The organism is Bacillus sp. FSL M8-0077 (assembly GCF_038050255.1).
In the GTDB taxonomy this organism is placed as follows: Bacteria; Bacillota; Bacilli; order Bacillales; family Bacillaceae; genus Bacillus; species Bacillus altitudinis.
This window is the reverse complement of the sequence record NZ_JBBPAF010000001.1, coordinates 1,021,961-1,046,476: the sequence shown is the minus strand read 5'-3', so window position 1 is coordinate 1,046,476 and position 24,516 is coordinate 1,021,961. Positions and strand designations below refer to the sequence as shown.

The window sequence follows — 24,516 nt, the reverse complement described above, 5'->3', positions numbered from 1 at the left end:
CATATAAGTATAACATAAGTCATAATTTGTCAATCATTCCACTGCTAAACTCGTAATCTGCCCGTCTTCCGCTGCTTGTTTCATATAATGATGACAAGTGAAATAAAACAGCTGTGTTTCAAAACGAGTGAGTTCATTCATCAGCTCCAGCACCCTGTCTAGACGGACATGATCAAAGTGAACAAAACTGTCATCCATCATAAATGGAAGCTGACAATCTTGCTGGTGGGACAAAGCAAGTGCAAAACGAATCGAGAGATAAATTTGCTCACATGTTGCTTGTGAAAGCTCCTCCGGGCGGAATAGGCGTCCATCCCTCCGTTTCACAATCAGACGGTCATCTTCGGCAGAAAATAAAATCACTTCATATCGATCATTCGTTAACGGCTGAATAAACCGGGAAGCTGTTTGGAGGAGTGCTGGCAGCCTCGTTTCTTTATGCTCATTGAGTTTCTCTCGAATGACGGAACGAACAAGTTGAATAGCCGCCCATTTTTTCGCTAGGTGCTTTGCCTGCTCCTGCTCTACAGCAAGCTGATGAGTCAAATCAGACACCGTACCTGATGCTTCTATTTGGCGTATTTCCACTGCTAATTCTGCCAAGCGTTTTTTCATATTCGTCACATTCTCTTGCATGTCATTCAGACGTCTATTTGCTTGTGCACACTGCTCCTCAAGGGTGCGTAAACCTTTACGAGCAATGCCCTCTTCCTCATCTACATAACCGCTTCTGTGCAGCTCTTGGTTCAGCTGCTGCAAATTGTACAGTCGCTCCCGGTATTCTTTGGATAGATGAGATAGGACATGATAATCTTCTTTTGACTCTGCTTCTACATGACGAAAAAGCTCGTCCGTTTGTTTTTCATAATATTGAACTTCTCCTTCTAGTGTTGTCAGCTGCTGCTCTACATGTTGAATGGATACGTGCAGTGCCTGACGTTCTTTTTCTCTTTTTTCCTCATCTTTCAATATCTCTTGAAAGGCTGAGATATTCTCTTGAATGGTCCCTTCTTTTCTTTGAAGGAGACTCATGAGCGCTGAAACTCTTTGCTCGTAGGTCGATTGCTGATGTGTGAGCATCTCTATTTCCTTGTTAAGCGCCTCATAAGCCGCTGTATTCGCTTTTAATTGTTTCAAGATATGGAAAGCTTCCACAAGGAATGAGAGCTCTGAGGACAAACCCAGCTGCCTTCTCATATCTTCTACTTGCTGCTGTACAGGTTCCAGTTCTCGCTCCCAGTCTTCATATTGCTGTATCATTCTTTCGTATAGAAGCCCCTTTTGCTTCACTAGCGTTTCAGCTGAAGCTGTTTGAACGTGAAGGGAATGATAGGCGTTACTGTCGTCGACTTCCCTCATCTGAGTCTGTTTAAGCACTGGATAAATCGCTATCAAGATAAATACGGAAAATCCTGCAAACAGTAACGTCACCCAGCTCTCTGCTAAAACGAATAAGATCGTGAGAATGACAGCACATAGCACGAACATCAGCGGGAATAACCCCGCTCTGGAATGATTCTGTTCCACTGTAGCCCTTGTGCCCCTGACATCTTCTGCACCTTGCTGTTTAACGGGCTGTTCCTTTAATCCTTTTAGAGCGGTTTCCGCTTCTTCCAGCTCATGTCTTGCATGATCAAACCGGTCATCGAGCTGCGTTTTCCTATCCATTAAACGAACGTATTGGCTCACAGCCTCCTTTAATTCCCACTCAAAGTCAAGTGAATCATCCAGCTGATCAAGCTTGATTGGCCGCTGCCACTTTAGCTTCGCTGATGCTTCTTCTATTTTTTGTTTCAAAGAATTCTGCTCTGTTTTCCTTTCTGCTAAGCGTTTCTTCACAAGTTCAGCATCAGATGATTCAGCTATGACTCGCTTCATCTCCAATACCGTATCCTTGTCATAGAGTGGCTGAACTTGCGTGAGCGACGTTTGCAAATGATCTAATTTTTGTTTCAGTGCCGTCACTTGCGCCTTTTTGGGGTGAAGATGTGATTCTAATTTATCAAGTTCATGCGTGGTTTCCGGTCTAAACCGTTTGACTCGTTCTGGATAACTAGCCAAATCTTTTTTTAACTCTATCTTGTTTTCTATCATAGGATAAAGCCGAATATGTTCAGTCAAATGCTGAATCTCTTCTGCAGTCTGTCTCATATCATGCTGAAGCATTTCTATTTTCTCGGTTAATTCAGCTTGTTCTTTTTTCTTTTCGGTATAACGGCTTTCTGCCAATTTGGCCTGTTTCAATTTACCTGACAGCTCTTTTAAATGTTCAAGCTGCTGATTTAATTCAGGCTTACGTCCATTCGGTTTAAAAAGCTGCTCCTGCTGTTTTAGCAGCCTGCTGTCCATTTTGGATGCCGCATCTGAGCCAAACAAACTTGAAAAGAGTAGAAATTCCCCTATTTGATCTTGATTTAATGCTTGTACATTTTGCAGACCAAACACGTCAAAAGAATAGATCGATTGGTATAATCTGCGATCCGTTCCCTTTAACATCGCATGTAGAAACGCTTCATCTTTCACTTCACCATTTGGCAGCAACACCTGAGCTTGGCCGCCATGATCAGATGTTCTTTCAATATGAATCACACCTAATTCCTCATCTAAACATGTAAGAGACCCGCCATAAAATGAGCCATGCTTTGGCTTATACATATGGATTTTTGAAAAACCAAATAACATCGATTCAATAAACGCCTTTAATGTCGTTTTCCCCGATTCATTCAGGCCATAAACTAACTGAAAACCGTCATCAGAAAAGTGGAAGGTTTGATTGGAAAATTTCCCGAAATTCGCAATATGGAGTGAACGTATTTTCATCATGTCTCTCCTTTTCTCATAATTGCTTCAGCTGTTCTGCCAGCAGCCTTTGTGCCTCTTCTTTAATATCGATTTCGTCCTCTTTTGTAAAAGCTCTTCCTGCCTTTCTATAAGCTGGATGACGCTTGATCGGTGAAAGCAGCTCATCATACGCATCAAACTCGGCAATTTCTGCTGTTAGTTCTGTCAAAAAAGAATCTTCTGGATAAACGGCATCTTCATGTGTCCGGCAGTCAATCGACATCACCCAAACGAACAAATCTTCATCTTCCTCCTGTTCATGAAGAACAGCCATCAGCTCCTCAAGCACTTCAAGCTGCGTGAGCTCCATATAAGCAGGAGCATCGCCAGTTAGTTCTATTTTCACAAAATGAGGAACACCTCTTTCTTTCAGTCCACTCATCTTTTTGTCCACAAGTGTAACAAGATCGGTCATATGAGCGGTATCTGTGATATCTATTGTCACTGTCTCAAAGATGACATCTGAACAGCCCATAAACTCCGCTCTTTGAGCATCTTCAGATAGGCAAACGACATAACAGCCTTTTTCTCCTGTTTCTTTTATATGTCTTCCTTGCACGTTTCCAGGATAGATCACCTTTGGATCTTCATGCAGAAGAGCCCGCTTATGAATATGTCCAAGAGCCCAATAATCGAAATCCCGCGCTAGAAGCTGCTGAAGCTGAAATGGCGCATACGCATCATGCCCTTCTTGACCTGCTAATGTGCCGTGAAGCATCGCAATATGATAGGGAGCATCTGTTGTTTTTTCATAATAAGGTGTCATATTTTCATGGACAGCTCGCTCTTTGTAGCTGAACCCGTAAATACTTGCCACAAGCTGACCTTCTCTATAAAAGGCTTGCTCACTTGGTGTACTGCTCAAAAAAACGTGAACATTCTCTGGCCACTCAATTGGTGTCCATTCACCACCTAAATGATCATGATTACCATAAATAATAAACACTTCAATCCCGTGTGATTGCAGCTGAAGAAACTGATTTCTTAAAAAAAGCTGTGCTTTTAGGCTGCGATTCGATTCGTCAAATAGATCTCCGCTCAGCAGCACAAAGTCTACTTCTCGATCAATCGCAAGATCAAACATGTTCTTGGCACTTTGAAATGTGCTTTCTTTCAACCTCTTAAAAATTCGGTTCGGTATATTGGACATTCCCGCAAACGGACTATCTAAATGAAGATCTGCGGCATGAATAAAAGTAAGCTTCGTCAAACGTCTATCTCCTTGTACGTTACTGTAGTTGTCCATATTTTATCACGCCGTTTTTACGAATGCACGTTCTATCGCTCTCATTCTAAAAAACACATTTTTAGGGGTGAAAAAAGAGGTTTTAACTTCCTCCTTGTATAATTCATTAAAAAACAAGAAGAAAGGGAAGATCAGAGATGGAGAAAACCTATTTTTTGACTGTATTTGATTCTTCAGGTGAAACCTTATTAAACGAAAAAATCACCACAGATAGTGATGAAAAAGCAAAGGAATTAGGACGTCACCTTTTAATCGAACAACAATACACAAAGCATTCTCATCGACTTGTAAATGATGCAGGTAAACTGCTTTTATTTGAACGTTAAAAAAGCCGGCATCCGCCGGCCACAGATTGTTGACAAAGGGCTAAAATGAACTTGATTTTAGCCCTTTGTCTTCTTTTCAGCGTGATAGAAAACCTTTGCAGTCTAGGAAGGAGGAGCACTGGCACGGAGCGAATTTGACATTCGTGAGTACCAGCGCGCAGGACTGACAAAGAATGCGAGGGTTTGTCTACACGCTGAAGCCGGCATCCGCCGGCCATTCATTCTTCTATTTAATGAAACACAGGACGTCTTTTTTCTAAAAACGCTTGAACACCCTCCTGATGATCACGGCTTTGTCTCAGTCTAGCTTGTGCAGCACGCTCTTTTTGAAGAACGGCTAACAGCTGTGATTCTGACTGCTGAAAATAAATCATCTTTGTTTCAACAAAGGCTTGGAGCGGCATATTTAAAAATGGCTTGACACACGCTTTTTGATACGTATCCACCTCATCTTGAAACACGCCGTCTGCAAGGCGAAGCTTGAGCGCTTCTTCAGCCGGCAACTTTTGTCCGCTCCAAATCAATTGCTTGGCGGTTTGTTCACTAACTCTTTTGGTGAGGAAAAAATGCCCTCCGCCATCTGGGATTAACCCAATTCCATTAAAGTTCATGGCAAGTTTAGCATCTTGATGCATAAACAAATAGTCACAGCTAAGGGCAAAGCTAAAAGCAAGACCAGCCGCTGCCCCGTGGACAAGTGCAATCGTCACTTTTTTCATACCGGCTAAAGAAAGTGTAATTCCCTCGATCAAATCCATCACGCGATGAAAATCTTCTTCACGATCTTGCTTTAGCATCATTCCAATATCTCCGCCTGCTGAAAACCCTTTGCCCATCCCCTTAAGTACAACAATTTTTGTACTGCTTTCACTGGCTGTATCACACGCTTCCTTCAATTCAGCAAACATGTCAACATGAAACGAGTTATACGCTTCAGATCTATTGAAAGCGATTTCAAAAATATCCCCATCTACCTGACAATTGATATATGCCATCAACTATTCCCCCTCTTTCTTTTCAAGCTCATGACTTACTTCAATTTCCATCAAGTAATTCCTTTTCCTCTACATAAAAAATTTCAAGATCAATTGATACTAAAATAAGCATAATTGTTGAAACAAGAAATATATTTTTATATAGTAAAATAAGAAATAAAAATCATTTGAAAGGGGGAGGATGATTGATAAGAAGTTCCATATGTATATTGATTAGCTGCATCGTCATGTTTTCTCCCTTTTCAAATGTCGTTTTTGCTTCACAAGCAGAAGCGAGCACACCCAGCCTGATTTCTCCATCGATTTATGATGAAGAAATCAATGCTGTGAAGACACCTCCATTTTCAAAAAAACATGCCGCATCTCTTCTGTTAAAACAGAGGTTATCAATGGGCGCTTCAAAAGCTTTTCTTGTAAAGCTTACACCAACCATAGCGTTGTCTATTGATTTATGTTTTTTAGAAATGAAGTGTGCAATCCCCATTATGTACCAATCAAATTACCTCGACTGATTCATTTTATTTCATCCGTACTCACTATATGAAAAACAAAACCTATCATATTCGGAGGGATAAAATGAACATTAAAGAAAATGATCTTCCTGGGATTGGAAAGAAATTTGAAATTGAAACGAGAAATAGAGAAAAGATGACGATTGTGATTCATGATGATGGCAGACGGGAGATTTATCGTTTCGACGATGAAGATCCAGATGAAGTACTGTCCACCATTTCTCTCGATGATGCTGAAGCCCGGCAAATTGCTGCCATTATTGGCGGTATGGTGTATAAGCCGCAAGCACTTGAAACGATCGAAATGGCGTTCAATGATTTGATCATTGAATGGTTTAAGGTTGAAAAAGACGCAAAAGCGGTTGGACATACACTCGGCGATTTAGATGTGAGACAAAATTATGAAGTCACCGTCATTGCGATCATTAAACATACAAATGAAAAATTACTCAACCCCGGTGCCGATTCGATTATTCAAGCAAATGATACGATGGTCATTTCAGGCGAAAGAAAACACTTGAAGCGATTGATACGTGATTTTCTTTCTAGAGGGGGAGAGTGATGAATGGATCATTTAGTCTTTGAAGTTGGAACGGCGCTTATTCTCATCGCCATTGCCAGCTTAATCGCCAATAAAATTAAATTTTCTATCATTCCTTTTCTCATTGTCCTTGGGATGATGGTTGGTCCGCATGCACCAACCATCGGAATCATTGATTTGAAGTTTATCGAGAGCACCGAGATTATTTCGTTTTTCGGTAGAATGGGTGTCCTGTTCCTTCTATTCTACCTCGGGCTTGAGTTCTCTGTCGGCAAACTCATAAAATCGGGTAAATCCATTGCAGTCGGCGGATCTATTTATATTTTGATCAACTTTAGCTTAGGATTGCTTTATGGGTTTATCACAGGCTTTGGATTCCTTGAAGTTCTCATTATGGCAGGCGTTATCACCATTTCATCAAGTGCCATTGTAGCCAAAGTCCTTGTCGATTTAAAACGGACAGCGAACCCTGAAACAGAGTTAATTCTCGGGATTATTATGTTTGAGGATATTTTTCTCGCCGTCTATTTATCTGTTGTATCCGGTCTTGTCCTTGGAGATGCCACATCCGTTGGCGGTGCCTTATTATCTATTTTAATCGCTTTTGGTTACATGATGATTTTCTTTATCATCGCGCGTAAGCTGCCAAAACTATTAAACAAACTATTCGATATCCGTTCAAATGAAGTATTTATCATTGTCATTTTTGCCGCTTTGTTCTTCGTAGCTGGTTTTTCAGAGACGATTCACGTCGCAGAGGCCATTGGCGCTCTCTTACTCGGTCTTGTGTTCTCAGAAACAGAGCACTCAGACCGCATTGAACATCTCGTTGTTCCTTTTAGAGATTTCTTTGGCGCCATGTTCTTCTTCAGCTTTGGACTAAGTATTGATCCATTTACATTAGGAGATGCCTTCTGGCTTGCGATCGGCGCTGTCATTCTCACCTTGATCGGGAACTTCACCGCGGGGATGTTTGCTGGAAGAAGAGCCGGTTTCTCTCATAAAGCCTCTTCTAATATTGGATTAACCATCGTATCAAGAGGAGAGTTTTCCATCATTGTAGCCGAACTTGGGATTGCAGGCGGGCTTGCCGCTACATTGAAGCCATTTGCTGCATTATATGTATTAATCCTTGCGATTTTAGGACCGCTAGTGACGAAAGAATCAAAGCGTATCTATCAAATCCTAAACAAAATCTTCAAATGGAAAACTGAAAAACCAAAAGTAAAAAGAGAAACAACCATTTAATTGAAAAGGGCCCTGTGCAGGGGCCCTTTTTTATAACTATTCAAATTGCTGAAATGCTGTTTCTTGCTTCTCTTGTTCTTGCGTATCCCCGCGAATGGTTCGGATGACTTTCTGATTGCGGTAGATCGATAGTTTTAAATTGGTCGCCGCTGTTCCATGAGAGTGATCGAGGTTCGTGAATGTAAAGAGATGATGAGACCGTTTGTCTCTAAACACAAGCCTGAAGTCGTCTGTCACTTTAAAATGCTCATCGCTTTCCCATTCAATCAATGGTTCATATGCGCTAAACCATTCCGGAATATTAGGCTTATATCCTGTAGCCAATACAACATGATCGACTGTGATTTTCTTTTCTTTCTTCAGCTGCCATTGTTTCAAATGCAGCTCTAACTGCTGGTCATTCTCCATATGTATCGCTTCAAGCTCCGTCATTGGCTGAATGAGTACAGAAGGCTCTTCACCTGAAACGGAGCGATGGTACAATTCCTGATAAATGCGAGAAAGCGTCGATGCATCTATGCCATTCCTTAATCCTGCCAGTCTAGGCAATGTGTTCATCCGTTCTTCATAAGGAAGGGAATGAAAATATTCAACATACTTAGGTGTAAATAGCTCCTGACCAAGCTCCGCTGTCTCTAGTTCTCTAAATTCACTTGAACGTGTAAACCATGAAAGCTGCTGTCCTTTCTTCTGATGCTGAAGCAGGTCTAAGAAAATTTCAGCTGCACTCTGACCTGAACCAATCACCGCCACCGTTTCAGCTTCATGAAGTTCTTTTTGTTGATCTACATAACGGCTGCTATGGGTCACATCCGGCAACGCAACTTCTGGCACATCGACAGGAATCATCGGCTTGCTTCCAGTTCCAAGGACGACATGCTTTGCACGATATTCAGAAAGCGCCCCATCTTTCAACCGCCGAACTTTTACAAGATACCCGCCTTCACAGTCGGTCACTTCCTCCACCTTCATCCCGAACTGACAGCTGTCTAATTCATCTGCAACCCATGATAAATACTCATTGAATTCTCTCCGGGGGATATCAAATTGTTCAAATGTATAAAAGCGGTGAAGCTTGTTTGATTCATGTAAATAATTTAAAAATGTATACTTGCTCCTTGGATTAGCCATTGTCACAAGGTCCGCTAGAAAGGAAACTTGTAAGTCCGTTCCTTTGATCAGCATACCAGGATGCCAAGCAAATTCGGTTTCCTGTTCAAAAAAACAGCATGTCACATCTTCATACTCCTCTAATAAAGCGGCCAATCCTAAATTTGCTGGCCCAATCCCAATTCCGATCACATCCATCATATGTACACCTGCTTTACCTTTTTACCCCCTATATACCCTTTTACAAATGAAAAAAACACTGCGTCACCGCAGTGTTTACATGTGAGAAACAAATAATGACTCAAGAAACTGAATCTTCTCTTCCGTATAGTGCTCATAACGATCATTATAAGACTTTGGATCTTTTGGATTGGCATACTGCGTAATTTTTCCGGTTCGCGGATCAATGAATTTACTCGCAGCGCCGCATCCAATGCCAATGATCGTCTGCACCTCTTCCATAATGATAATATTATACAAACTTTCCTGTCCATCTAACGAATACCCGACATTTTCGAGATTCCCCAAAATGTTTTTTTGTCTGTATAAATAGTACGGATAATAGTCATGTGCCTTTGTCCAAGCAACCGCTTCATCCATCATACGTGTGATCTCTTCTCGGTCTGCCACTTGATACTTTTCCTTATTGCGGGTCATTTCAGACGCTCTCTTAAAGGAAAGGGTATGCACCGTTAAAGATTCAGGCTTCAGTTCTTCTGTCTTGTTCAAGGAATGCTGGAATTCCTTTAGCCCTTCTCCTGGCAGCCCGATGATTAAGTCCATGTTAATATTATTCATGCCATACTGCCTTGATAGATGATACTTTTCAATCGTTTCTTCCACACTATGGTGCCGGCCAATCGCTTTCAATGTTTCATTCTCATATGATTGCGGATTGATACTAATCCGGTCAATATGATAACGGTTGAGCACTTCCAGCTTATCAGGTGAAATCGTATCAGGTCGTCCCGCTTCTACAGTGACTTCCCGAATATGTTTCACATCTGGAAATGAGCGATACATCTCCTCATACAGCAAATCCATTTCTTCTGCTGTAATACTCGTTGGAGTACCTCCGCCAAAATAAACTGTCGTCACTTTAATCCCATGTTCCTTTAACCATTCGCCCATTTTTTGCATCTCATAATGCAGCCCAAAAAGAAACGTTCCTACTCTTCCAGCTTGTCCTTGAATGGCATAAGCAGGGAACGTGCAATAAGCACATTTTGTTGGACAGAAAGGAATACCGATATAAATACTCACTTCTTCCTGTAGGTCGTACAGATCTGGAATGGCTTTGATTTGGCGATCAACAATCTCCTGCATCAAATTGATTTTTTCATCATGAATCAAGTAATCGCGCTTTAACGCTGCATGTGCTTCTTCCTTTGTCATGCCTTCTCTTAGCATCTTATGAAGTAATTTTGTAGGGCGTATCCCCGTAAGAATCCCCCATTTTTGCGTCATTCCTGTATGTTCCTGAAGCAGATGTAAATAAACAGACAGCACAGTGTTTTTGATTTGCTTCCAGCGCTCTTTTTCATTCAAGCCCTCTGACATCTCTCTTGAAAAACGACTCGTCATATCGGATCCAGCGATATGGCCAGAAGCCTCCACCCTACCATGGGTTTCTTTCCAATCAAACACCATCACTAGGCCATCATCCACTTCACCGGACTCAAACAGCACTTCACTATCTTCTTCGAATAAATTGGCTATATTGACAAGCGGTCGATGAAATCGTTCATCAGACAGCCCTTTAATTAAAATTCGCATCGTATCACCTTTATCTTCAAACTTGTTTCATTTTACAAAATTCATCTAGGAAAAGCAATGAAGAGAACAGACGAAGGCCCTGTCAGTTCTTAATAGACAGGGCCTTCACTGTATTATCGTTTAATATCAAATTGATGTAAAAAACCTTCCCTTTGCTGCATTCTAAAGTATTCTTTGATCATATAAGCAACACCCTGTTCATCATGAGAACGTGTCACCCAATCGGCTTTACGTTTGACCGAATGAGGTGCATTCCCCATCGCAACGCCTAAGCCAGCTAACTCAAGCATCGGGATGTCGTCTGTCCCGTGACCGATCACGACCGTATCTTCTAATGTAAAACCTAGTGCTGAGGTTAAAAGAGAAAGTCCTGCTTCTTTCGATACCCCTTTGCATACAATATTCATTTTCTCATCACTGATCTTAATCAGATCAACAGATGGGAATGCTTGTTGAATGGTTGTGTGGATTTCAGGCTGAAGTGCTGCCGTCGAATACACTTCAATGACAGGTGTACTAACCGGTTCATCCATGAGCATATCACTTAATGATTCAACAAATTGAACGGGATAGAAAATTGGATCAGACGGATGAATCAACGTTTTCCCCATCAGTTGAGACTGTGTTTTTTTCCGATTGCCGATTGAGAATTTTTCATGCAGCAAGCGAACATTACAATCAAAGCTTTCAAGGATCTGCACAAGATTAAATGTTTTCTCTTCCGTTAATTTCTTCACATGGAGCGGCTCATCAAGCTTATCCGCGATAAATGCACCACTATGCGTCACAAGAGTTGAAGTTGGTATTTTCAACGCCTTGGCAATTTTTTGTGCAGATCGAAAATGACGGTTGGTGACAATCGTCACGTAAACCCCTTTTTTCTTAACATATTCCACAGCTTCTTTTGTAGCGGAATGGATTTTCCCATTGGAACGAAGTAACGTTCCATCTATATTGAGTGCAAGTAGCTTTTTTGACACTGAGGCATCCCCCTTCTTGATGACTGTACTTACGATGAGGATATGCCCTAGCTTATCGCTTTAGAACATGCAGTTGAAGCAGCCCTTGTTTTATGCCTCAATCGCAAATAAAAAAAGCCTACCCCTAGGCTTTTTTTTATGTATGGTTTGGATGCGTAACAATGGCGTGATGAAGCTCCCCATGATCCCCTCATCTTTCACACACCAAAGCATTGCTTATATCATATCCCCTTATGCTTTGCTTTTCTCCCAGAAGCGCTTCTCTCTCATTTGGCTCATCGCCGTAAACCCAAAGTGGAACGCACCCAATTCATCACGATAGCGCTTTTTGAAAGCACTTTCAATAAGTATTATCGCAGAATTTATGAGCTTCGACAACCCTTTTTTTAAAGATATAGAAGCGGCGATATGAATGAAAAAAAGGGCGAATATGATCGCCCTTTCAATTAATTTTCTTCTGCATTTCCATAAAGCTCTTCAAGAGGCTTCATGATAATTTTATTTAATTCACCGATGAGAACACTTACGCGTTGTTCTGCTTCCATCAACTGAGAGATTTTATCGTGCTGCTGCACAAGTGCAACCGTTTTTTGCGCTTGCTCTACTTCTTCTTGTGTAATCTCTTGACCAGTCATTTGTTTTTGTTGAAGGTTTACTTGAATGTCACGGAAGTTCTCAAACATTCTTTTAGAGGACTCATCCCCGTTTACCTCATCATAAAGATTTCTTAACGCTGAATATTCTTCGCTATGACGCAGTGCTTTTTCAAGGTCATATGCAACATCATAAAGATTTACAGACATGTTATGTCTCCTTTCTATCCGTTATCACCGATATGGATCGGCGGACACCACTCCACTATAACAAACTATGGCTTTCGTTTCACATATATACAATAAATTCATCGAAATTTCTCGATCTTGCCTTAGAATAAGGTGACAAAAATCGCTTGTACAGCACCGATCAATCCACCTAAAAGACCGCCTAAAAATGTGATCATCTTCAGCTCCTTATTAGATATGCTGATCACAAGCTCTTCCATTTTTTCAAGCGGGAAAAGTTCAATTTGTTCACGAATAATTTCTTCAAATTGGAGCTTTGCGAGTAGCCCCTCAAGCGCATTAGATGCGGCTTCAATCCCTTTATCAATGAGAGATGGAGCAAACTTAGTTTTAAGATCATCCGCTACTGCACTGATATAAACGCCTACTGGTCTATCTAACAGCACCTTTGTAGAAAAATGTGAAAGCAATTGCTTTTTCACACTAAATAGAAGCTCCTTCACATTCCATTTTTCATCAAGCTCATGTAAAGAAAATTGCTTTACCTTGTCCCATTCTTGAACAAGTAAATCTGATAAAAACCTTTTTGTCTCTGCATTCTTTAAGAACTTCATCATTTCAGGATGCACGCGATCAATTAAGCTTGAATTCCCTAAAAACATTTGGACCATACTGCCAAGCATTCCTCGTTCTTTTAAGAAATCATCTATCATATGACCGAGTCTTGCTTTCCCCTCATCACTTTCAAAGTAATGAATGCCTCTCTTTAAAATATAATCTGCGGCATCTGGAATTTTTGATGCAATCTTGTTTTCTACATCCTGTGGCAGCAGCTCAGACAACGTTTGCTGATCATACTTTTCAAGCAGTGAGTGGAGCTTATGATCAGTCCACTGATGAAGCCATGCGTCAGCTTTAATATCAGCCTGTGAAAAACCGTATTTTTCTAACATGGAGACAACCGTCATTTCCATGTCAGCACCTTTATCAATGTATCGGTGCACTGTCTGCAATACCTCTTGCTTTGCCTCTGATGATTCAACTCGTTTTTTAATACCCTCTGGCGTTAGTAAATGCTCCATCACCATGACACCAACCTGCTTGGCTACTTCATCTCTCCTTTTAGGAATGAGACCCGGTGTAAATGGGAGCTGCTTCCCAAATAAATAATATGGCTTATACGGACGAAAAAGCATTTTAATTGCGAGATGGTTTGTTGCTGCACCTATCACTGCACCTATCACAATCATAAAGATAAACGTTGTGAATATATCCAAAGTCGTCATCTACCTTTCAAACAACACCTGAAGTTTATTGTTTTTATCTATACGTATTATAGTTGTTGTCAAGAGCCCAAGCAAATGAAGCATTCAATGTGACATATGAGACAACGATCTGTCGTAATGATATAGGAACGCCAAGTTTATGTAAAATCAACAAAAAGTGTTTTTCAGATGTTAAAAAAAGAATTTGAAAAGTAGGTGTTGTTTCATGACGTCAACGCTCGGCATTGTCACTCTTTCTCCGAAGCATGAAGAGGCATTCACACTTCAGCTTGCCAAAGCTGCCTCTACTTTTGATTTAGAAGTTGTTCGTTTTTCACCTCTAGATTTAAAGCCTGCTTCAAATGTCATTCACGGTCAAAAATTTACGACTGGCAAAGGATTTGAAGCGTCAGAATTTCAGATTCCTGACTTGATTTATGATCGTTGTCTTTATCAGCATGACGCACAATCTAAAAAAGCAAAACCTATCATGAATTGGTTAAAAAAGTATCCAAAAACCATTTTTTTGAATACTGGAATTTCAAATAAAATGCGGCTATTCGAGCAGCTCCGTCTCCTTCCTTCTATACAACCTTACTTACCTGTCTGCTCTCTATTGACAGAGCCTTCAGACCTTCTCAACTTGGTCAGAAAGGGCGGATATTGTAAAATACAGCCGCTTTCTCAACAGCACGCAGTACCCTCTTGCTTCATTTCTTTAAGAGACAAATCACTCATTACTGTGCAGCTAAACTCTGGGCAAATCATCACCTTTTCACATTCAGCAGAGGTTGAGCGCTGGTGCAAAAAGTATATCGGCCGATCTTTCCTTCAATTTTTTAACACGAATGATCAAAAAGACGTTTTATTCAATGAAATTAGGATTTTTCTTATAAAAAACTTACAAAATCAATGGAATAGCATAGGGATTCTTACAAAATCATCAGTAGAAAACAGTCTTTTAAGCAATAAACAAAATTCCGTTCATGTGGTAGCCTTTGATCACTATATAAACTCTTTAAAGCCACACATCAAGGAGCTGCTGTTAGATGATATTGCCTCCATTCAGTCTTCTCTTCCAGCGTTTATAGACAAAAATTTCTCACCGTGTATTGAATTCGCTGTAGACTTGCTTCATACAAATGAAGGCAGACTTTTTATCTCAAATGTAAGATCAAAGCCAGGACGATCCTCTTTTTTAAAAGTTTATCCTGAGAAGGAGAATCAATTGATTCAGATCATACTTGAACATGCCAAATCAATGATGGCTGAAGAAAAGGAGGTCCCTTATGAAGAGAAAACGCTACATCATCGCTCCTCATTTCGCAAGTGAAAAAACAGTACACCTCCCTGTCCAGTTTAAAGACGAGGGGGCAATTTTATCGATTGCTTTAGGTTCTTGTTTAGTAGATGATTTCACCATTTCCTATCATCATGAATCTCAAAGGATTTTATTATCAGAAGACCTTTATCACGCTTTACTCATTCCATACAAAACAAAAGCTGATGTTCTATTTGTTCAACATACACTCTATATAGGACCTCTCATTGGCATTTTCACTGCAGGATTCAAACAAAATTCATCACCTTTGGGCGCTAGGTCTTCCTATTTTATGAAACTGCTGCAATCTTGCAGGCAGCATGCTGGTTTTGCATATCTTTTTGGTACTCATTCTATCGATTGGGAAAAAGGAATAGTAGAAGGTTTGCTTTACCAAGAGGAGCGCTGGGTAAAAAAGCAGATGCCCCTCCCATCCGTTGTTTATGACCGGCTGCCTAATAGAAAGGCTACTCAGTCGGCATTCATTCAAGAAACAAAACGAAAACTCACTCAAGACTACGATATCCCTTGGTTCAATCCTTATTTTTTTAATAAATGGGACATTCATGAGCAACTATTAACAGATGAAAAAACAAGCTCTTTCCTGCCACATTCCATCCGATTAGATCCTGTTGATGCTTTAAATAAAATAGAAACACTCCTTCATCTGCATCATGTCATTTATTTAAAACCAACGAACGGCAGTCACGGAGACGGTATTTATCAGTTAAAGAAGACGGAAAACGGGATCACTGTCTGCTCAAATAAAGGGAAATCCACTTCATATCATTCCGTAGACCATTTCGTGAAAAAACTGCGAAAAAATTGGGCAATTCACGACTTGATTGCACAACAAGGCATTGAGCTTCTTCAAATAGACAATCAACCACTGGATTTTAGAATCCATACGAATAAAAATAAGTATGGTCATTGGACTGTTACAGCCGCTGCTGGAAAGGTTTCAGGAGATCACACAGTCACAACCCATCAACTGCATGGTGGTTCAGTAAAAACACTGTATGATATCTTTCCTAATGCAGAGAAACGTTTGAACGTTTTGCAAGAGCTATCTGATACTGCCCTCGCACTTAGTCGTGTGATAGATGAAAAAATGCCCGGTCTAATTGGCGAAATTGGTTTTGACTTAGGTATTGATCACTCAGGTGCTATCTGGATGTTTGAAGCCAATTCTCGTCCTGGCCGCGAGATTTTTCTGCATGCACCATTGAAAAACTCAGAATGGCTGATTGGGAAAAGAATCGTTGAATACGCATCTTACCTAACACAAATGGCTCTTACTCCTACAGACCATGCAAACGCCTACTGATGTTTTCTTTTCTTGTCTCTGAAATCTGTGCTTTCCCTATGCTCTTTTCATCAGATGAGATACAATAAAACCAAGTTCAAGGTTGTTTCCGTATTGTCGTGTGTATTTATTGCTTCATCAATAAAAGCAAGGAGGCAATGATGATATGATTTCTCATTTTCAATGGAAACCTCTCTTTAAAAAAGCGCAATTACCTGGCTGGAAAATATCCTTTTTTCACAATGGTTCACACTATGAAGGCATTTATCACAAAACGGGTGATATTGAATGGGGCTCTCAGCTTCCGCCTCATGAAGTTGAACCAACCTTAAAAGAAGAAATCCACGAATTAATGCTATTTCATGTATATGATTAAACTGTTTAAGGAGCCTCGCCATGTTAGAAAAGCTAAAACTTGTTTACGGACACCATATCATCAGTTCACCAACAAATGATAAACAAATTCTCTGGTATCAAACAGACGAAGGCGAAATATTCGGAGTAAACAAAACGGAGCTAACAGAAAGGGAAACGCTTCTTCTCAATTCATTCCTCACACCAATTGATGTACCTCATACGCAGGAAACGGAAGAAGAACAGAAATGGTACAGCTATCTCTTTGAAAACAAATCAATCACCATCGATCACTCCGTCCGTGTTCATTTTTTTAAAATGGATCACCAAGCAGAACAAAGGCAGCAAATAAAAGAGGCTGTGAACAGCAGCCTCGAACATATTCATTTCATATGGACAGGCACTGAAACAGCTATGCTCATTCAAACAAACGCTACATCAGAAAATGGTCAACTTGAACAGCTACATGATTTGTCTCAAGCCATCACAAGTGATTTTTTAACAGACGTTGTCTTCATGCAAGGACAGCTGCATTTGCCGAATGGAAATTTAAAAATGAGATTATTAAATGAACATCAGCTCTTTTTATGGCATCTGAAGCAAGGAAAACTTAGGTCAGGGGTTGCAACATTTTATCAATGTCTACCTGCCTTCATTCGCCATGATACAGACATGGTTTCTGCCGCTATATCAGATGCATTTACAGAAACAATCTTTGATCGGGACGTTTACCGGACTCTCATGACCTATATGCAATGTAATTTAAATGCATCGCAGGCAGCAAAAGCTTTATATGTTCATCGAAACAGCCTTCAGTATCGGATTGATAAATTTATTGAACGGACAGGGCTAGATATACGGCATTTTCAAGAAGCGTCAGCTGCTTATTTCATGATGAATCTTCTCGATCTTTCTTAAATGATCCTAACATGAGCACCTTGCCTAAAAATGAAAATAAGATGTTGTGCACGTTGTCCATTTACAGACACCCTTCCTTTTTATACACTTCTTTTATAAGTAAAGCGCTTTCAAAAAAGGACTGGGAGGCTACCACCTATGGCTGAAATGATGCTGAATCAAATTTATAAAGTGTACGATAACAAAGTAACGGCAGTAGATAACTTTAATCTACATATTGAGGATAAAGAATTTATTGTGTTTGTTGGTCCATCAGGCTGCGGAAAATCAACAACCCTCCGCATGATTGCAGGGCTTGAAGAAATTTCACAAGGCGACTTTTTATTAGACGGTAAACGGATGAATGACGTGGCACCAAAAGATCGGGATATTGCAATGGTTTTCCAAAACTATGCCTTATACCCTCATATGAATGTATACGATAATATGGCTTTTGGATTAAAGCTTCGAAAATTTCCTAAAGCAGAAATTGATGAGCGGGTACGAAACGCTGCAAAAATATTAGGGCTTGAACAGTACTTAGATCGAAAACCTAAGGCCTTGTCTGGAGGTCAAAGACAGCGTGTTGCACTTGGAAGGGCCATTGTGCGTGATGCAAAAGTCTTTCTTTTGGATGAACCCCTCTCTAATTTAGATGCTAAACTTCGTGTTCAGATGCGTGCCGAAATTTCTAAACTTCATCAGCGGCTGCAGACGACATTCATTTATGTCACACACGATCAAACAGAAGCCATGACAATGGCTACTCGGCTTGTTGTCATGAAAGATGGCTTTATTCAGCAGGTTGGCGCACCAAAAGATGTGTATGAAAACCCAGAGAATGTCTTTGTAGGAGGGTTTATTGGCTCTCCAGCGATGAACTTTTTTACAGGAAAACTGTCTGACGGAGCCATTGCCATTGGGAATACACACATTCGTGTACCAGAAGGAAAAATGAAAGTATTACGTAGTCAGGGCTATATCGGAAAAGATGTGATTCTAGGCATCAGACCAGAAGATTTTCATGATGAGCCTGTGTTTATAGAGGCTTCTGAAGGAACAAAAATTGAAGCAAACGTAGAAGTGGCTGAATTAATGGGAGCCGAGACGATGCTTTATTCTTCTCTCGCTGGTCAAACGTTTATTGCACGTGTTGATTCTCGCACAGATATTCAGGCAGGTCAGACGATCCCTCTTGCCATTGATATGAATAAAGCGCACTTCTTTGATACAGAGACTGAGCTACGCATTCGCTCAGCTGAATAAGAAGACGTTCCACAAACCATCACCATTGGGTGGTGGTTTTTTGTATGTAAAAACAACATTTACCATCTTATTTTTCCGTATGATTTTTTCGAAGCGAACCATAATATTTAGTACAAAGCAGTTACCGCATTGGGTTTCGCCAAGTGGCAAATGACTTGATCATTTCGCTGGTGCGACTCCAGCAAACCCAACCAAAAAATCATATATAAAAAGGAGATTCACATCATGGCAAATTCTAATAGTTCAAATCAATTACTAGTTCCTGGAGCAGCGCAAGCAATCGATCAAATGAAATACGAAATCGCTTCTGAGTTTGGTGTAAACCTTGGAGCAGAAACAACAGCTCGTGCTAACGGTTCAGTTGGTGGAGAAATCACTAAACGTCTTGTATCTTACGCTCAGCAAAACCTTGGTGGAACAAAAGCTTAATTTCATATCTGGATCATAGAAGGCACCTCTTATGGTGTCTTCTTTTTTTGGTTTTATCCCTCACCGATTCCTTTTGAATTCATATGATGTATTAGAAAGGAGCGGATCTTCATGGACATTATTTCAGGTGTGAATTTTGAACTTCTACAATTTGTCGGTCTCTCTCTATTATGTGAATATGCTCATAGTATTCGGTCCTTTCATCTTTATAAAAAAAGCATGACATAAAACTGTACCATTTTAAGTTCTTTTCACTTATAGTATGTAGTGGAGGGATCGATCAGATGAAAATAGCTCTTTTCGGTGCTCATGGACGTGTAGGACAAGCATTTCTTCGTTTCGTAAAAGAAGATGATCGTTACATGGTTCGCTCGTTAATTCGGACAAACCGGGAAGAAATGCTTGCGGGTATGTTTCAAGTCACCGGCAATTCCAGAAATCAAGAGGATGTGCTTGAAACGATTAAAGGATCAGATATTGTCGTGAGCTGTCTATCAACAGATGGTGATGATACTTTATCTGTTTCAATGGAGCATATCGTACAAGCCATGAAGCAAACAGGAACATCAAGAATTATAACGATTGGCACTGCGGGGATTTTAAAAGCAAGGCAGCAGCCTGAGCTTTACCGCTTTGAAACAAATGAATCAAGGCGAACCACTTCCCGAGCTGCTAAAGAACATGCCAAAGCATTTGAAATTCTTCAATCAACTGAACTAGATTGGACAATCATTTGCCCAACCTATTTACCAGATGGAGAAGTGACACGGTCATATCGCTATGAAAAGAATTTTCTCCCTATAGATGGACAGAAAATTTCAGTTGAAGATACCGCACACTTTTTGTATCAGCAGTTAAACTCAAAGGAATTTGTGCATCAACGCGTCGGTATCGCTTATTGACCATTTAATTCGTGTAAATGATATACAACCAGTAAAAGTCGAGATCATCATGAAGCCTCGACTTTTTTCATTGCCATGAAAAAGAGCCTCTTTCAAATTGAAAGAGGCTTTTTGCTGTTCATCCTATCAGCTGCTAGCCACAGCTCCCTTTTGTAATTCGTACATTTGCGCATACAATCCGCCTTGCTCCATGAGCTCTTCGTGGCTGCCGCGCTCGACAATCTCACCCTTTTCTAACACCAAAATCATGTCAGCTTTCTTAATAGTAGATAATCGGTGTGCAATGACAAAAGTGGTTCGTCCTTCTTTGACGACATCTAGTGCCCGTTGAATGATGGCTTCTGTTTCTGTATCGATGTTAGCCGTCGCTTCATCTAGAATTAAGATCGCTGGATCGTATGCCAGTGCTCGGGCAAATGAAATCAATTGACGCTCCCCAGAGGAAAGAGTACTCCCCTTTTCAACAACTGGTTCATCAAAACCTTCAGGCAAATGCTTTAATAGTTCTACTGCGCCCACTTGCTTTAACGATGTTTCAATCGTTTCTCTTTTAATGTCTTCATTTCCTAAACTGACATTGGATGCAATCGTTCCAGAAAATAAATAAGGATCTTGAAGTACAATGCCCATTTGTTTACGCAGCGTTTGGCGCGACTGATCATAGATGCTTTTTCCATCAATGAGGATATCCCCATGCTGAATATCATAAAAACGCAGCAGCAAATTCATGATCGAACTTTTCCCAGAACCGGTATGTCCAACGAGTGCCACCGTCTGACCTTTTTTCGCCTCAAAGGTGATGTTCTTTAATACATTTTTCCCTTCATTATACGCAAAGGTAACATCCTGAAATTGAACGTGCCCCTCGATTTTCTTCTGAACCGGTTCTTCCACTTCAGTACCAGGCTCATCTAATAATCGAAAGACCCGTTCAGATGAAACCCTTGCTAATTCTAATCTAGAAAATTGATTCACAATGCCTGTAATCGGCTGGAACAATCGATTTAAATAATCGACAAATGCATAGAGCACCCCAATTGATACAATGCTCGTGGCACTTAAGGACGCACCTCCAAAATACCAAATGAGTGCCACATATGCTAAGTTCCGAAGCAGATTCACCAAGTTATGTGAGAGAAGTGAATTTAAATGAAGCATCTTCCGCTGATATCGAAAGTGATTGTTATTCAGCTCGTCAAATTCTTCTTTCGTTGCTTGTTCATGTCGAAAAGCTTGAATAATCGTCATTCCTTGAATGGCTTCATTTAGCTTGGCATTAATTTCACTGATGATGGATCGAATGCGGTGATTGTAAACCGACGCAAACTTTCGATAAGTCATCGACCATAGGAAAATAATCGGAACAGCCACTAAACATATAAGCGCCAGCTTCACATTTAATAAGAACATGGCGATATAAATTCCAACCATGTAAATGGCACTTGTGACGAAATTAGCGAGTACTGTTACATACAAATCACGAATGGTTTCTGTGTCATTCGTAATCCGCGCGACAACCTTTCCAGCCGGTAAATTATCAAAATACCGAATCGGAAGCGTTTGAATATGTTCAAATACGTCCACTCGCATTTTTTGAATAATGCGATTTGCAATACGCTGGAGTAAATAGTGCTGCCCATATTGAAAGAAAATCGCAATGACGAGCATCCCAAAATAAAATAGAACAAGCTGCACCAAACCACTGATTTCCGGCTGATAAAAAGCGAAAATTTCCTCTTTGGATAAACGCTGTACTTGATACGTCTCTCGCTTACTCCCATTTTCAATGATGAGCTGATCCCCTTCTATTGTCCGGCTTCCGTCAAATCGAATCGGTTCATTCACAAAATAGTATCCAAATCCGACTTGCACCACATTGATTTGCTTTCCAGCTTCATTTTGATTCTGTAGCCGGTCACTTCGTATATAGTTATTTCCCTGGTAATAAACCGTTTTATCTGTTTTTTCATTTACTTCAACATACGGTTTTTCTACACCTAAAATATGATCATCAATCATTTTTTTCCCAATGAAAGGTCCTGTCAACTCAGCACCAACTGCAATGATCAGAAAGATTAAAGCAACAGACAATATTTTTTTATATAGGAGTGCATAGGCAAGAAGTCTTCTCCCTGTTGTCATGCCTCATCCCCTCCTTCCAGCTGATTTGTCAGCTGCTGACGCAGAAATTGCTCTTTATACCATCCATCTTGCTGAATAAGCGCTTGATGGGTTCCCTTTTGAACAATACGTCCTTCTTCCATGACAAGAATGAGATCCGCATGCTCTACAGCTGATAGACGGTGGGTTGTAATAAATGTCGTTTTTCCATGACGATTTTGTCTTAAATTCTCTAAAATAGCCGTTTCTGTTTTTGCATCAACTGCAGATAACGAGTCATCCAAAATCAAAATGTCTGGATCAATTAATAAAGCACGTGCAATGGAAATCCGCTGCTTCTGTCCTCCTGACAGCGCCACTCCCTTTTCTCCAACCATCGTTTCCAAGCCTTCTGGTAAAAGGCGTAAATCCTTTTCAAAGTAAGCATCTTTAATCGCTTGTGCTAATTCAGCTTCTCTCGCGTCTCTATGACCGAAACGCATATTCTCTTCTACACTTTTTGAGAAAAGGACATGATCTTGCGGAACATAGCCAATCCATTGGAACAGCTGATCCAATTCAATGTCCTCAATTGGAACACCTGAAAACAAGATCTTTCCATCACCTGTCGGATACTGACGAAGAAGCTGTTTGACAATCGTTGTTTTTCCGCTTCCCGTTTTTCCTGTAATACCAATCGTTTGCCCTTTTCGTACAGTAAAGGAGACATCCGTTAGATTATCTTTAGAGGAAGTTGGATACCTAAATGTCACATGTTCAAATTGAATATCGCCAGGCTCTTGTAATGTTTTTGGCTTGGCTGCGTCAGTTACATCCGGTTGATAACTGAGTGTATGATTCAACCGGTCTAATGAGGCATTTCCTCTTTGCATGATATTAATCAATTCACCAATGGCAAACATTGGCCAGATCATCATCCCCAGATAGACGTTAAATGCGACAAGCTCACCAATGGTTAAATCACTTTGGAACACAAGATATGCGCCGTAACCGATACCGATTAAATAACTGATCCCCACAAGCAATTTCACCGTCGGCTCAAACAATGAATCAATGATCGCCACTCTCATATTTTTTTGAAAGACATCATCTGTCATTTCTCGAAAGCGATTCACGTCTTGTTTCTCCTGTACAAAAGAACGGATCACCCGAACGCCGGCAACTGATTCTAATACACGATCATTCATATCACCAAATGCATCTTGAGCGACTGTAAAGCGTTCATGAATTTTACTGCCATAAAACGCTATCAAAATCGCCATCAGTGGCATTGGAATAATGGCCATTAAAGTTAATTTCCAGCTGATCGTCAGCCCCATCGTAAAAAAGATCATCAGCATGTAAGCAGTGGAATCGACTAATGTTAAAACGCCAAAGCCTGTTGTTAAAGCCACAGCATTCAAATCATTTGTACCTAACGCCATTAAATTTCCGGTTTTTTTCTTTTCATAAAAGGTGGGTGTCATCTTAAGTAAGTGGCGCATTAATTTTCCGCGCATCACACGCTCCATGACATTCGCGCCGCCAAATAACTGATACATCCAAAAATAGGTGAGCGCATAGACACTGACACCAAGTAAGCAAAAAATGGTTACGTAAAACAGAATACTGGATGTTGTAAATTGACCAGACCGAATGTCATCAACTGCTTGACCTAGATACCTCGGTGGCAGCATTTCAAGCACATTCACAATGAGCAGCAACGTAATGGCGATTGTATAGCGCCTCCACTCTTGTTTAAAGAACCAGCCTAATTTCACAAATACTGAAAACATGTTTGTCTCTCCTTTTAAAGCTAGCCGCTTTCTATATTTTCCTGATTGTCACCTTGTTTCGTTTTTTGAGCTTTTGTCATTTGTCTTGCCTTTGGCATGTTCACATGCTTTCACTCCTCTTCATTTAGTTGTTGATGCATCCCATTATTTCGAGATGCGAAATGTATACAACAAAAAAAGAGGCAACCAGCTGACTGGTACGCCTCTTTTATACATGATAAAAAGGCGCATGTTGACAAATACGCAACATACGCCTTGATTCATCCGATCAATTGGAACATACGAGTTCCTTTTCAATGACCAATGAAGGTGTAATTGTCACGTGAATCAACTCATTCATGAAGTTTGATTTCATTCTTCCAATGTTGCACATGACATTTCCTCCTTTTGGCTCTTGAATCTTTTTTTATCTTATAGTGGCTGTCACTATTTTGTCAATAAATATTTTTCAATAAATGAAATTTTCTAACAAAAAGTTCATACCCTTTATGTGTATCTTTTTCAGATATCGGGTATACCATGA

Annotated in this window: 21 protein-coding genes; 11 read left to right on the top strand and 10 right to left on the bottom strand. The window is 40.4% G+C overall.

The genetic code is table 11. The features are described from left to right. Positions 1-33: 33 nt before the first annotated feature. Both NST57_RS05235 and NST57_RS05230 read right to left on the bottom strand, forming a co-directional pair. The gene (locus tag NST57_RS05235) at positions 34-2,820 is read right to left on the bottom strand and encodes an ATP-binding protein (protein ID WP_341298187.1); all 2,787 of its coding nucleotides are present in this window, start codon (positions 2,818-2,820) and stop codon (positions 34-36) included. A 16-nt stretch (positions 2,821-2,836) separates the two neighbouring features. Next, positions 2,837-4,051, bottom strand: a complete 1,215-nt coding sequence (locus tag NST57_RS05230; RefSeq protein WP_341298186.1) for a metallophosphoesterase family protein — start codon at positions 4,049-4,051, stop codon at positions 2,837-2,839. Positions 4,052-4,224: 173 nt separating this feature from the next. On the opposite strand from NST57_RS05230, the gene NST57_RS05225 reads away from it, so the two are divergent. Then, positions 4,225-4,413, top strand: a complete 189-nt coding sequence (locus NST57_RS05225) for a YhzD family protein (protein WP_142154662.1) — start codon at positions 4,225-4,227, stop codon at positions 4,411-4,413. A 230-nt stretch (positions 4,414-4,643) separates the two neighbouring features. Here NST57_RS05225 and NST57_RS05220 read toward each other — a convergent pair whose 3' ends face one another. Then, complete coding sequence (locus tag NST57_RS05220) at positions 4,644-5,408, bottom strand: enoyl-CoA hydratase (protein ID WP_341298185.1); 765 nt, start codon at positions 5,406-5,408, stop codon at positions 4,644-4,646. 185 nt (positions 5,409-5,593) lie between these two features. Here NST57_RS05220 and NST57_RS05215 point away from each other — a divergent pair, with 185 nt between their 5' ends. The 3 genes from NST57_RS05215 (at position 5,594) to NST57_RS05205 (ending at position 7,709) form a co-directional block, all read left to right on the top strand. Then, a complete protein-coding gene (locus tag NST57_RS05215) occupies positions 5,594-5,920 on the top strand; it encodes a potassium:proton antiporter (protein ID WP_341298184.1) in 327 nt (108 codons plus the stop codon). 64 nt (positions 5,921-5,984) lie between these two features. Then, the gene (locus NST57_RS05210; protein WP_017366937.1) at positions 5,985-6,482 is read left to right on the top strand and encodes a cation:proton antiporter regulatory subunit; all 498 of its coding nucleotides are present in this window, start codon (positions 5,985-5,987) and stop codon (positions 6,480-6,482) included. 3 nt (positions 6,483-6,485) lie between these two features. After that, positions 6,486-7,709, top strand: a complete 1,224-nt coding sequence (locus NST57_RS05205) for a cation:proton antiporter (protein ID WP_142154657.1) — start codon at positions 6,486-6,488, stop codon at positions 7,707-7,709. 36 nt (positions 7,710-7,745) lie between these two features. On the opposite strand, the gene NST57_RS05200 is transcribed toward NST57_RS05205, so the two are convergent. From NST57_RS05200 to NST57_RS05180, 5 genes are all read right to left on the bottom strand, one after another. Continuing rightward, positions 7,746-9,020: a lysine N(6)-hydroxylase/L-ornithine N(5)-oxygenase family protein gene (locus NST57_RS05200; RefSeq protein WP_341298183.1), complete on the bottom strand. Its 1,275-nt coding sequence runs from the start codon at positions 9,018-9,020 to the stop codon at positions 7,746-7,748. A gap of 75 nt (positions 9,021-9,095) precedes the next feature. Then, positions 9,096-10,595, bottom strand: a complete 1,500-nt coding sequence (locus NST57_RS05195) for a coproporphyrinogen III oxidase (RefSeq protein WP_341298182.1) — start codon at positions 10,593-10,595, stop codon at positions 9,096-9,098. A gap of 113 nt (positions 10,596-10,708) precedes the next feature. Further along, a complete protein-coding gene (locus NST57_RS05190) occupies positions 10,709-11,575 on the bottom strand; it encodes a Cof-type HAD-IIB family hydrolase (protein ID WP_008348923.1) in 867 nt (288 codons plus the stop codon). 446 nt (positions 11,576-12,021) lie between these two features. Further along, complete coding sequence (locus NST57_RS05185) at positions 12,022-12,378, bottom strand: YlbF family regulator (RefSeq protein ID WP_007497132.1); 357 nt, start codon at positions 12,376-12,378, stop codon at positions 12,022-12,024. Positions 12,379-12,500: 122 nt separating this feature from the next. Next, entirely contained in the window at positions 12,501-13,634 is a 1,134-nt protein-coding gene (locus tag NST57_RS05180; protein WP_341298181.1) for a DUF445 domain-containing protein, read from the bottom strand. 214 nt (positions 13,635-13,848) lie between these two features. Between NST57_RS05180 and NST57_RS05175 the strand changes: the two genes are divergently transcribed. From NST57_RS05175 to NST57_RS05145, 7 genes are all read left to right on the top strand, one after another. Then, positions 13,849-14,955 carry a YheC/YheD family protein gene (locus NST57_RS05175; RefSeq protein WP_142154649.1) on the top strand — a complete coding sequence of 369 codons (1,107 nt, stop codon included), beginning with the start codon at positions 13,849-13,851 and terminating at the stop codon, positions 14,953-14,955. Further along, positions 14,912-16,270, top strand: coding sequence for a YheC/YheD family protein (locus NST57_RS05170; protein ID WP_142154647.1), 1,359 nt, complete (start codon positions 14,912-14,914; stop codon positions 16,268-16,270). Before NST57_RS05175 ends, NST57_RS05170 begins: the two co-directional genes overlap by 44 nt. Positions 16,271-16,415: 145 nt before the next feature. Then, positions 16,416-16,625 carry a YheE family protein gene (locus NST57_RS05165; protein WP_008348933.1) on the top strand — a complete coding sequence of 70 codons (210 nt, stop codon included), beginning with the start codon at positions 16,416-16,418 and terminating at the stop codon, positions 16,623-16,625. Between the two features lie 20 nt (positions 16,626-16,645). Continuing rightward, a complete protein-coding gene (locus NST57_RS05160) occupies positions 16,646-17,521 on the top strand; it encodes a helix-turn-helix domain-containing protein (protein WP_142154645.1) in 876 nt (291 codons plus the stop codon). Positions 17,522-17,659: 138 nt separating this feature from the next. Continuing rightward, positions 17,660-18,766, top strand: a complete 1,107-nt coding sequence (locus NST57_RS05155) for an ABC transporter ATP-binding protein (protein WP_024719977.1) — start codon at positions 17,660-17,662, stop codon at positions 18,764-18,766. 225 nt (positions 18,767-18,991) lie between these two features. Then, complete coding sequence (locus tag NST57_RS05150) at positions 18,992-19,195, top strand: alpha/beta-type small acid-soluble spore protein (RefSeq protein WP_008348940.1); 204 nt, start codon at positions 18,992-18,994, stop codon at positions 19,193-19,195. A 284-nt stretch (positions 19,196-19,479) separates the two neighbouring features. After that, positions 19,480-20,097: an NAD(P)-dependent oxidoreductase gene (locus NST57_RS05145; protein WP_008348943.1), complete on the top strand. Its 618-nt coding sequence runs from the start codon at positions 19,480-19,482 to the stop codon at positions 20,095-20,097. Positions 20,098-20,223: 126 nt separating this feature from the next. Here the strand turns inward: NST57_RS05145 and NST57_RS05140 are convergent, their stop codons facing one another. Further along, the gene (locus NST57_RS05140; RefSeq protein ID WP_341298180.1) at positions 20,224-22,239 is read right to left on the bottom strand and encodes an ABC transporter ATP-binding protein; all 2,016 of its coding nucleotides are present in this window, start codon (positions 22,237-22,239) and stop codon (positions 20,224-20,226) included. After that, on the bottom strand, positions 22,236-23,993 hold the full coding sequence (locus NST57_RS05135; RefSeq protein ID WP_142154641.1) for an ABC transporter ATP-binding protein: 1,758 nt from the start codon (positions 23,991-23,993) through the stop codon (positions 22,236-22,238). The genes NST57_RS05140 and NST57_RS05135 overlap by 4 nt, the downstream gene beginning before the upstream one ends. Positions 23,994-24,516 lie beyond the last annotated feature (523 nt).

Excerpts from the sequence above, each read along its gene's own strand:
- NST57_RS05235 (WP_341298187.1), bottom strand. The coding sequence starts at position 2,820 with ATGAAAATACGTTCACTCCATATTGCGAATTTCGGGAAATTTTCCAAT.
- NST57_RS05225 (WP_142154662.1), top strand. The coding sequence starts at position 4,225 with ATGGAGAAAACCTATTTTTTGACTGTATTTGATTCTTCAGGTGAAACC.
- NST57_RS05220 (WP_341298185.1), bottom strand. The coding sequence starts at position 5,408 with ATGGCATATATCAATTGTCAGGTAGATGGGGATATTTTTGAAATCGCT.
- NST57_RS05210 (WP_017366937.1), top strand. The coding sequence starts at position 5,985 with ATGAACATTAAAGAAAATGATCTTCCTGGGATTGGAAAGAAATTTGAA.
- NST57_RS05205 (WP_142154657.1), top strand. The coding sequence starts at position 6,486 with ATGGATCATTTAGTCTTTGAAGTTGGAACGGCGCTTATTCTCATCGCC.
- NST57_RS05200 (WP_341298183.1), bottom strand. The coding sequence starts at position 9,020 with ATGATGGATGTGATCGGAATTGGGATTGGGCCAGCAAATTTAGGATTG.
- NST57_RS05195 (WP_341298182.1), bottom strand. The coding sequence starts at position 10,595 with ATGCGAATTTTAATTAAAGGGCTGTCTGATGAACGATTTCATCGACCG.
- NST57_RS05185 (WP_007497132.1), bottom strand. The coding sequence starts at position 12,378 with ATGTCTGTAAATCTTTATGATGTTGCATATGACCTTGAAAAAGCACTG.
- NST57_RS05175 (WP_142154649.1), top strand. The coding sequence starts at position 13,849 with ATGACGTCAACGCTCGGCATTGTCACTCTTTCTCCGAAGCATGAAGAG.
- NST57_RS05170 (WP_142154647.1), top strand. The coding sequence starts at position 14,912 with ATGAAGAGAAAACGCTACATCATCGCTCCTCATTTCGCAAGTGAAAAA.
- NST57_RS05165 (WP_008348933.1), top strand. The coding sequence starts at position 16,416 with ATGATTTCTCATTTTCAATGGAAACCTCTCTTTAAAAAAGCGCAATTA.
- NST57_RS05160 (WP_142154645.1), top strand. The coding sequence starts at position 16,646 with ATGTTAGAAAAGCTAAAACTTGTTTACGGACACCATATCATCAGTTCA.
- NST57_RS05155 (WP_024719977.1), top strand. The coding sequence starts at position 17,660 with ATGGCTGAAATGATGCTGAATCAAATTTATAAAGTGTACGATAACAAA.
- NST57_RS05150 (WP_008348940.1), top strand. The coding sequence starts at position 18,992 with ATGGCAAATTCTAATAGTTCAAATCAATTACTAGTTCCTGGAGCAGCG.
- NST57_RS05145 (WP_008348943.1), top strand. The coding sequence starts at position 19,480 with ATGAAAATAGCTCTTTTCGGTGCTCATGGACGTGTAGGACAAGCATTT.
- NST57_RS05140 (WP_341298180.1), bottom strand. The coding sequence starts at position 22,239 with ATGACAACAGGGAGAAGACTTCTTGCCTATGCACTCCTATATAAAAAA.
- NST57_RS05135 (WP_142154641.1), bottom strand. The coding sequence starts at position 23,993 with ATGTTTTCAGTATTTGTGAAATTAGGCTGGTTCTTTAAACAAGAGTGG.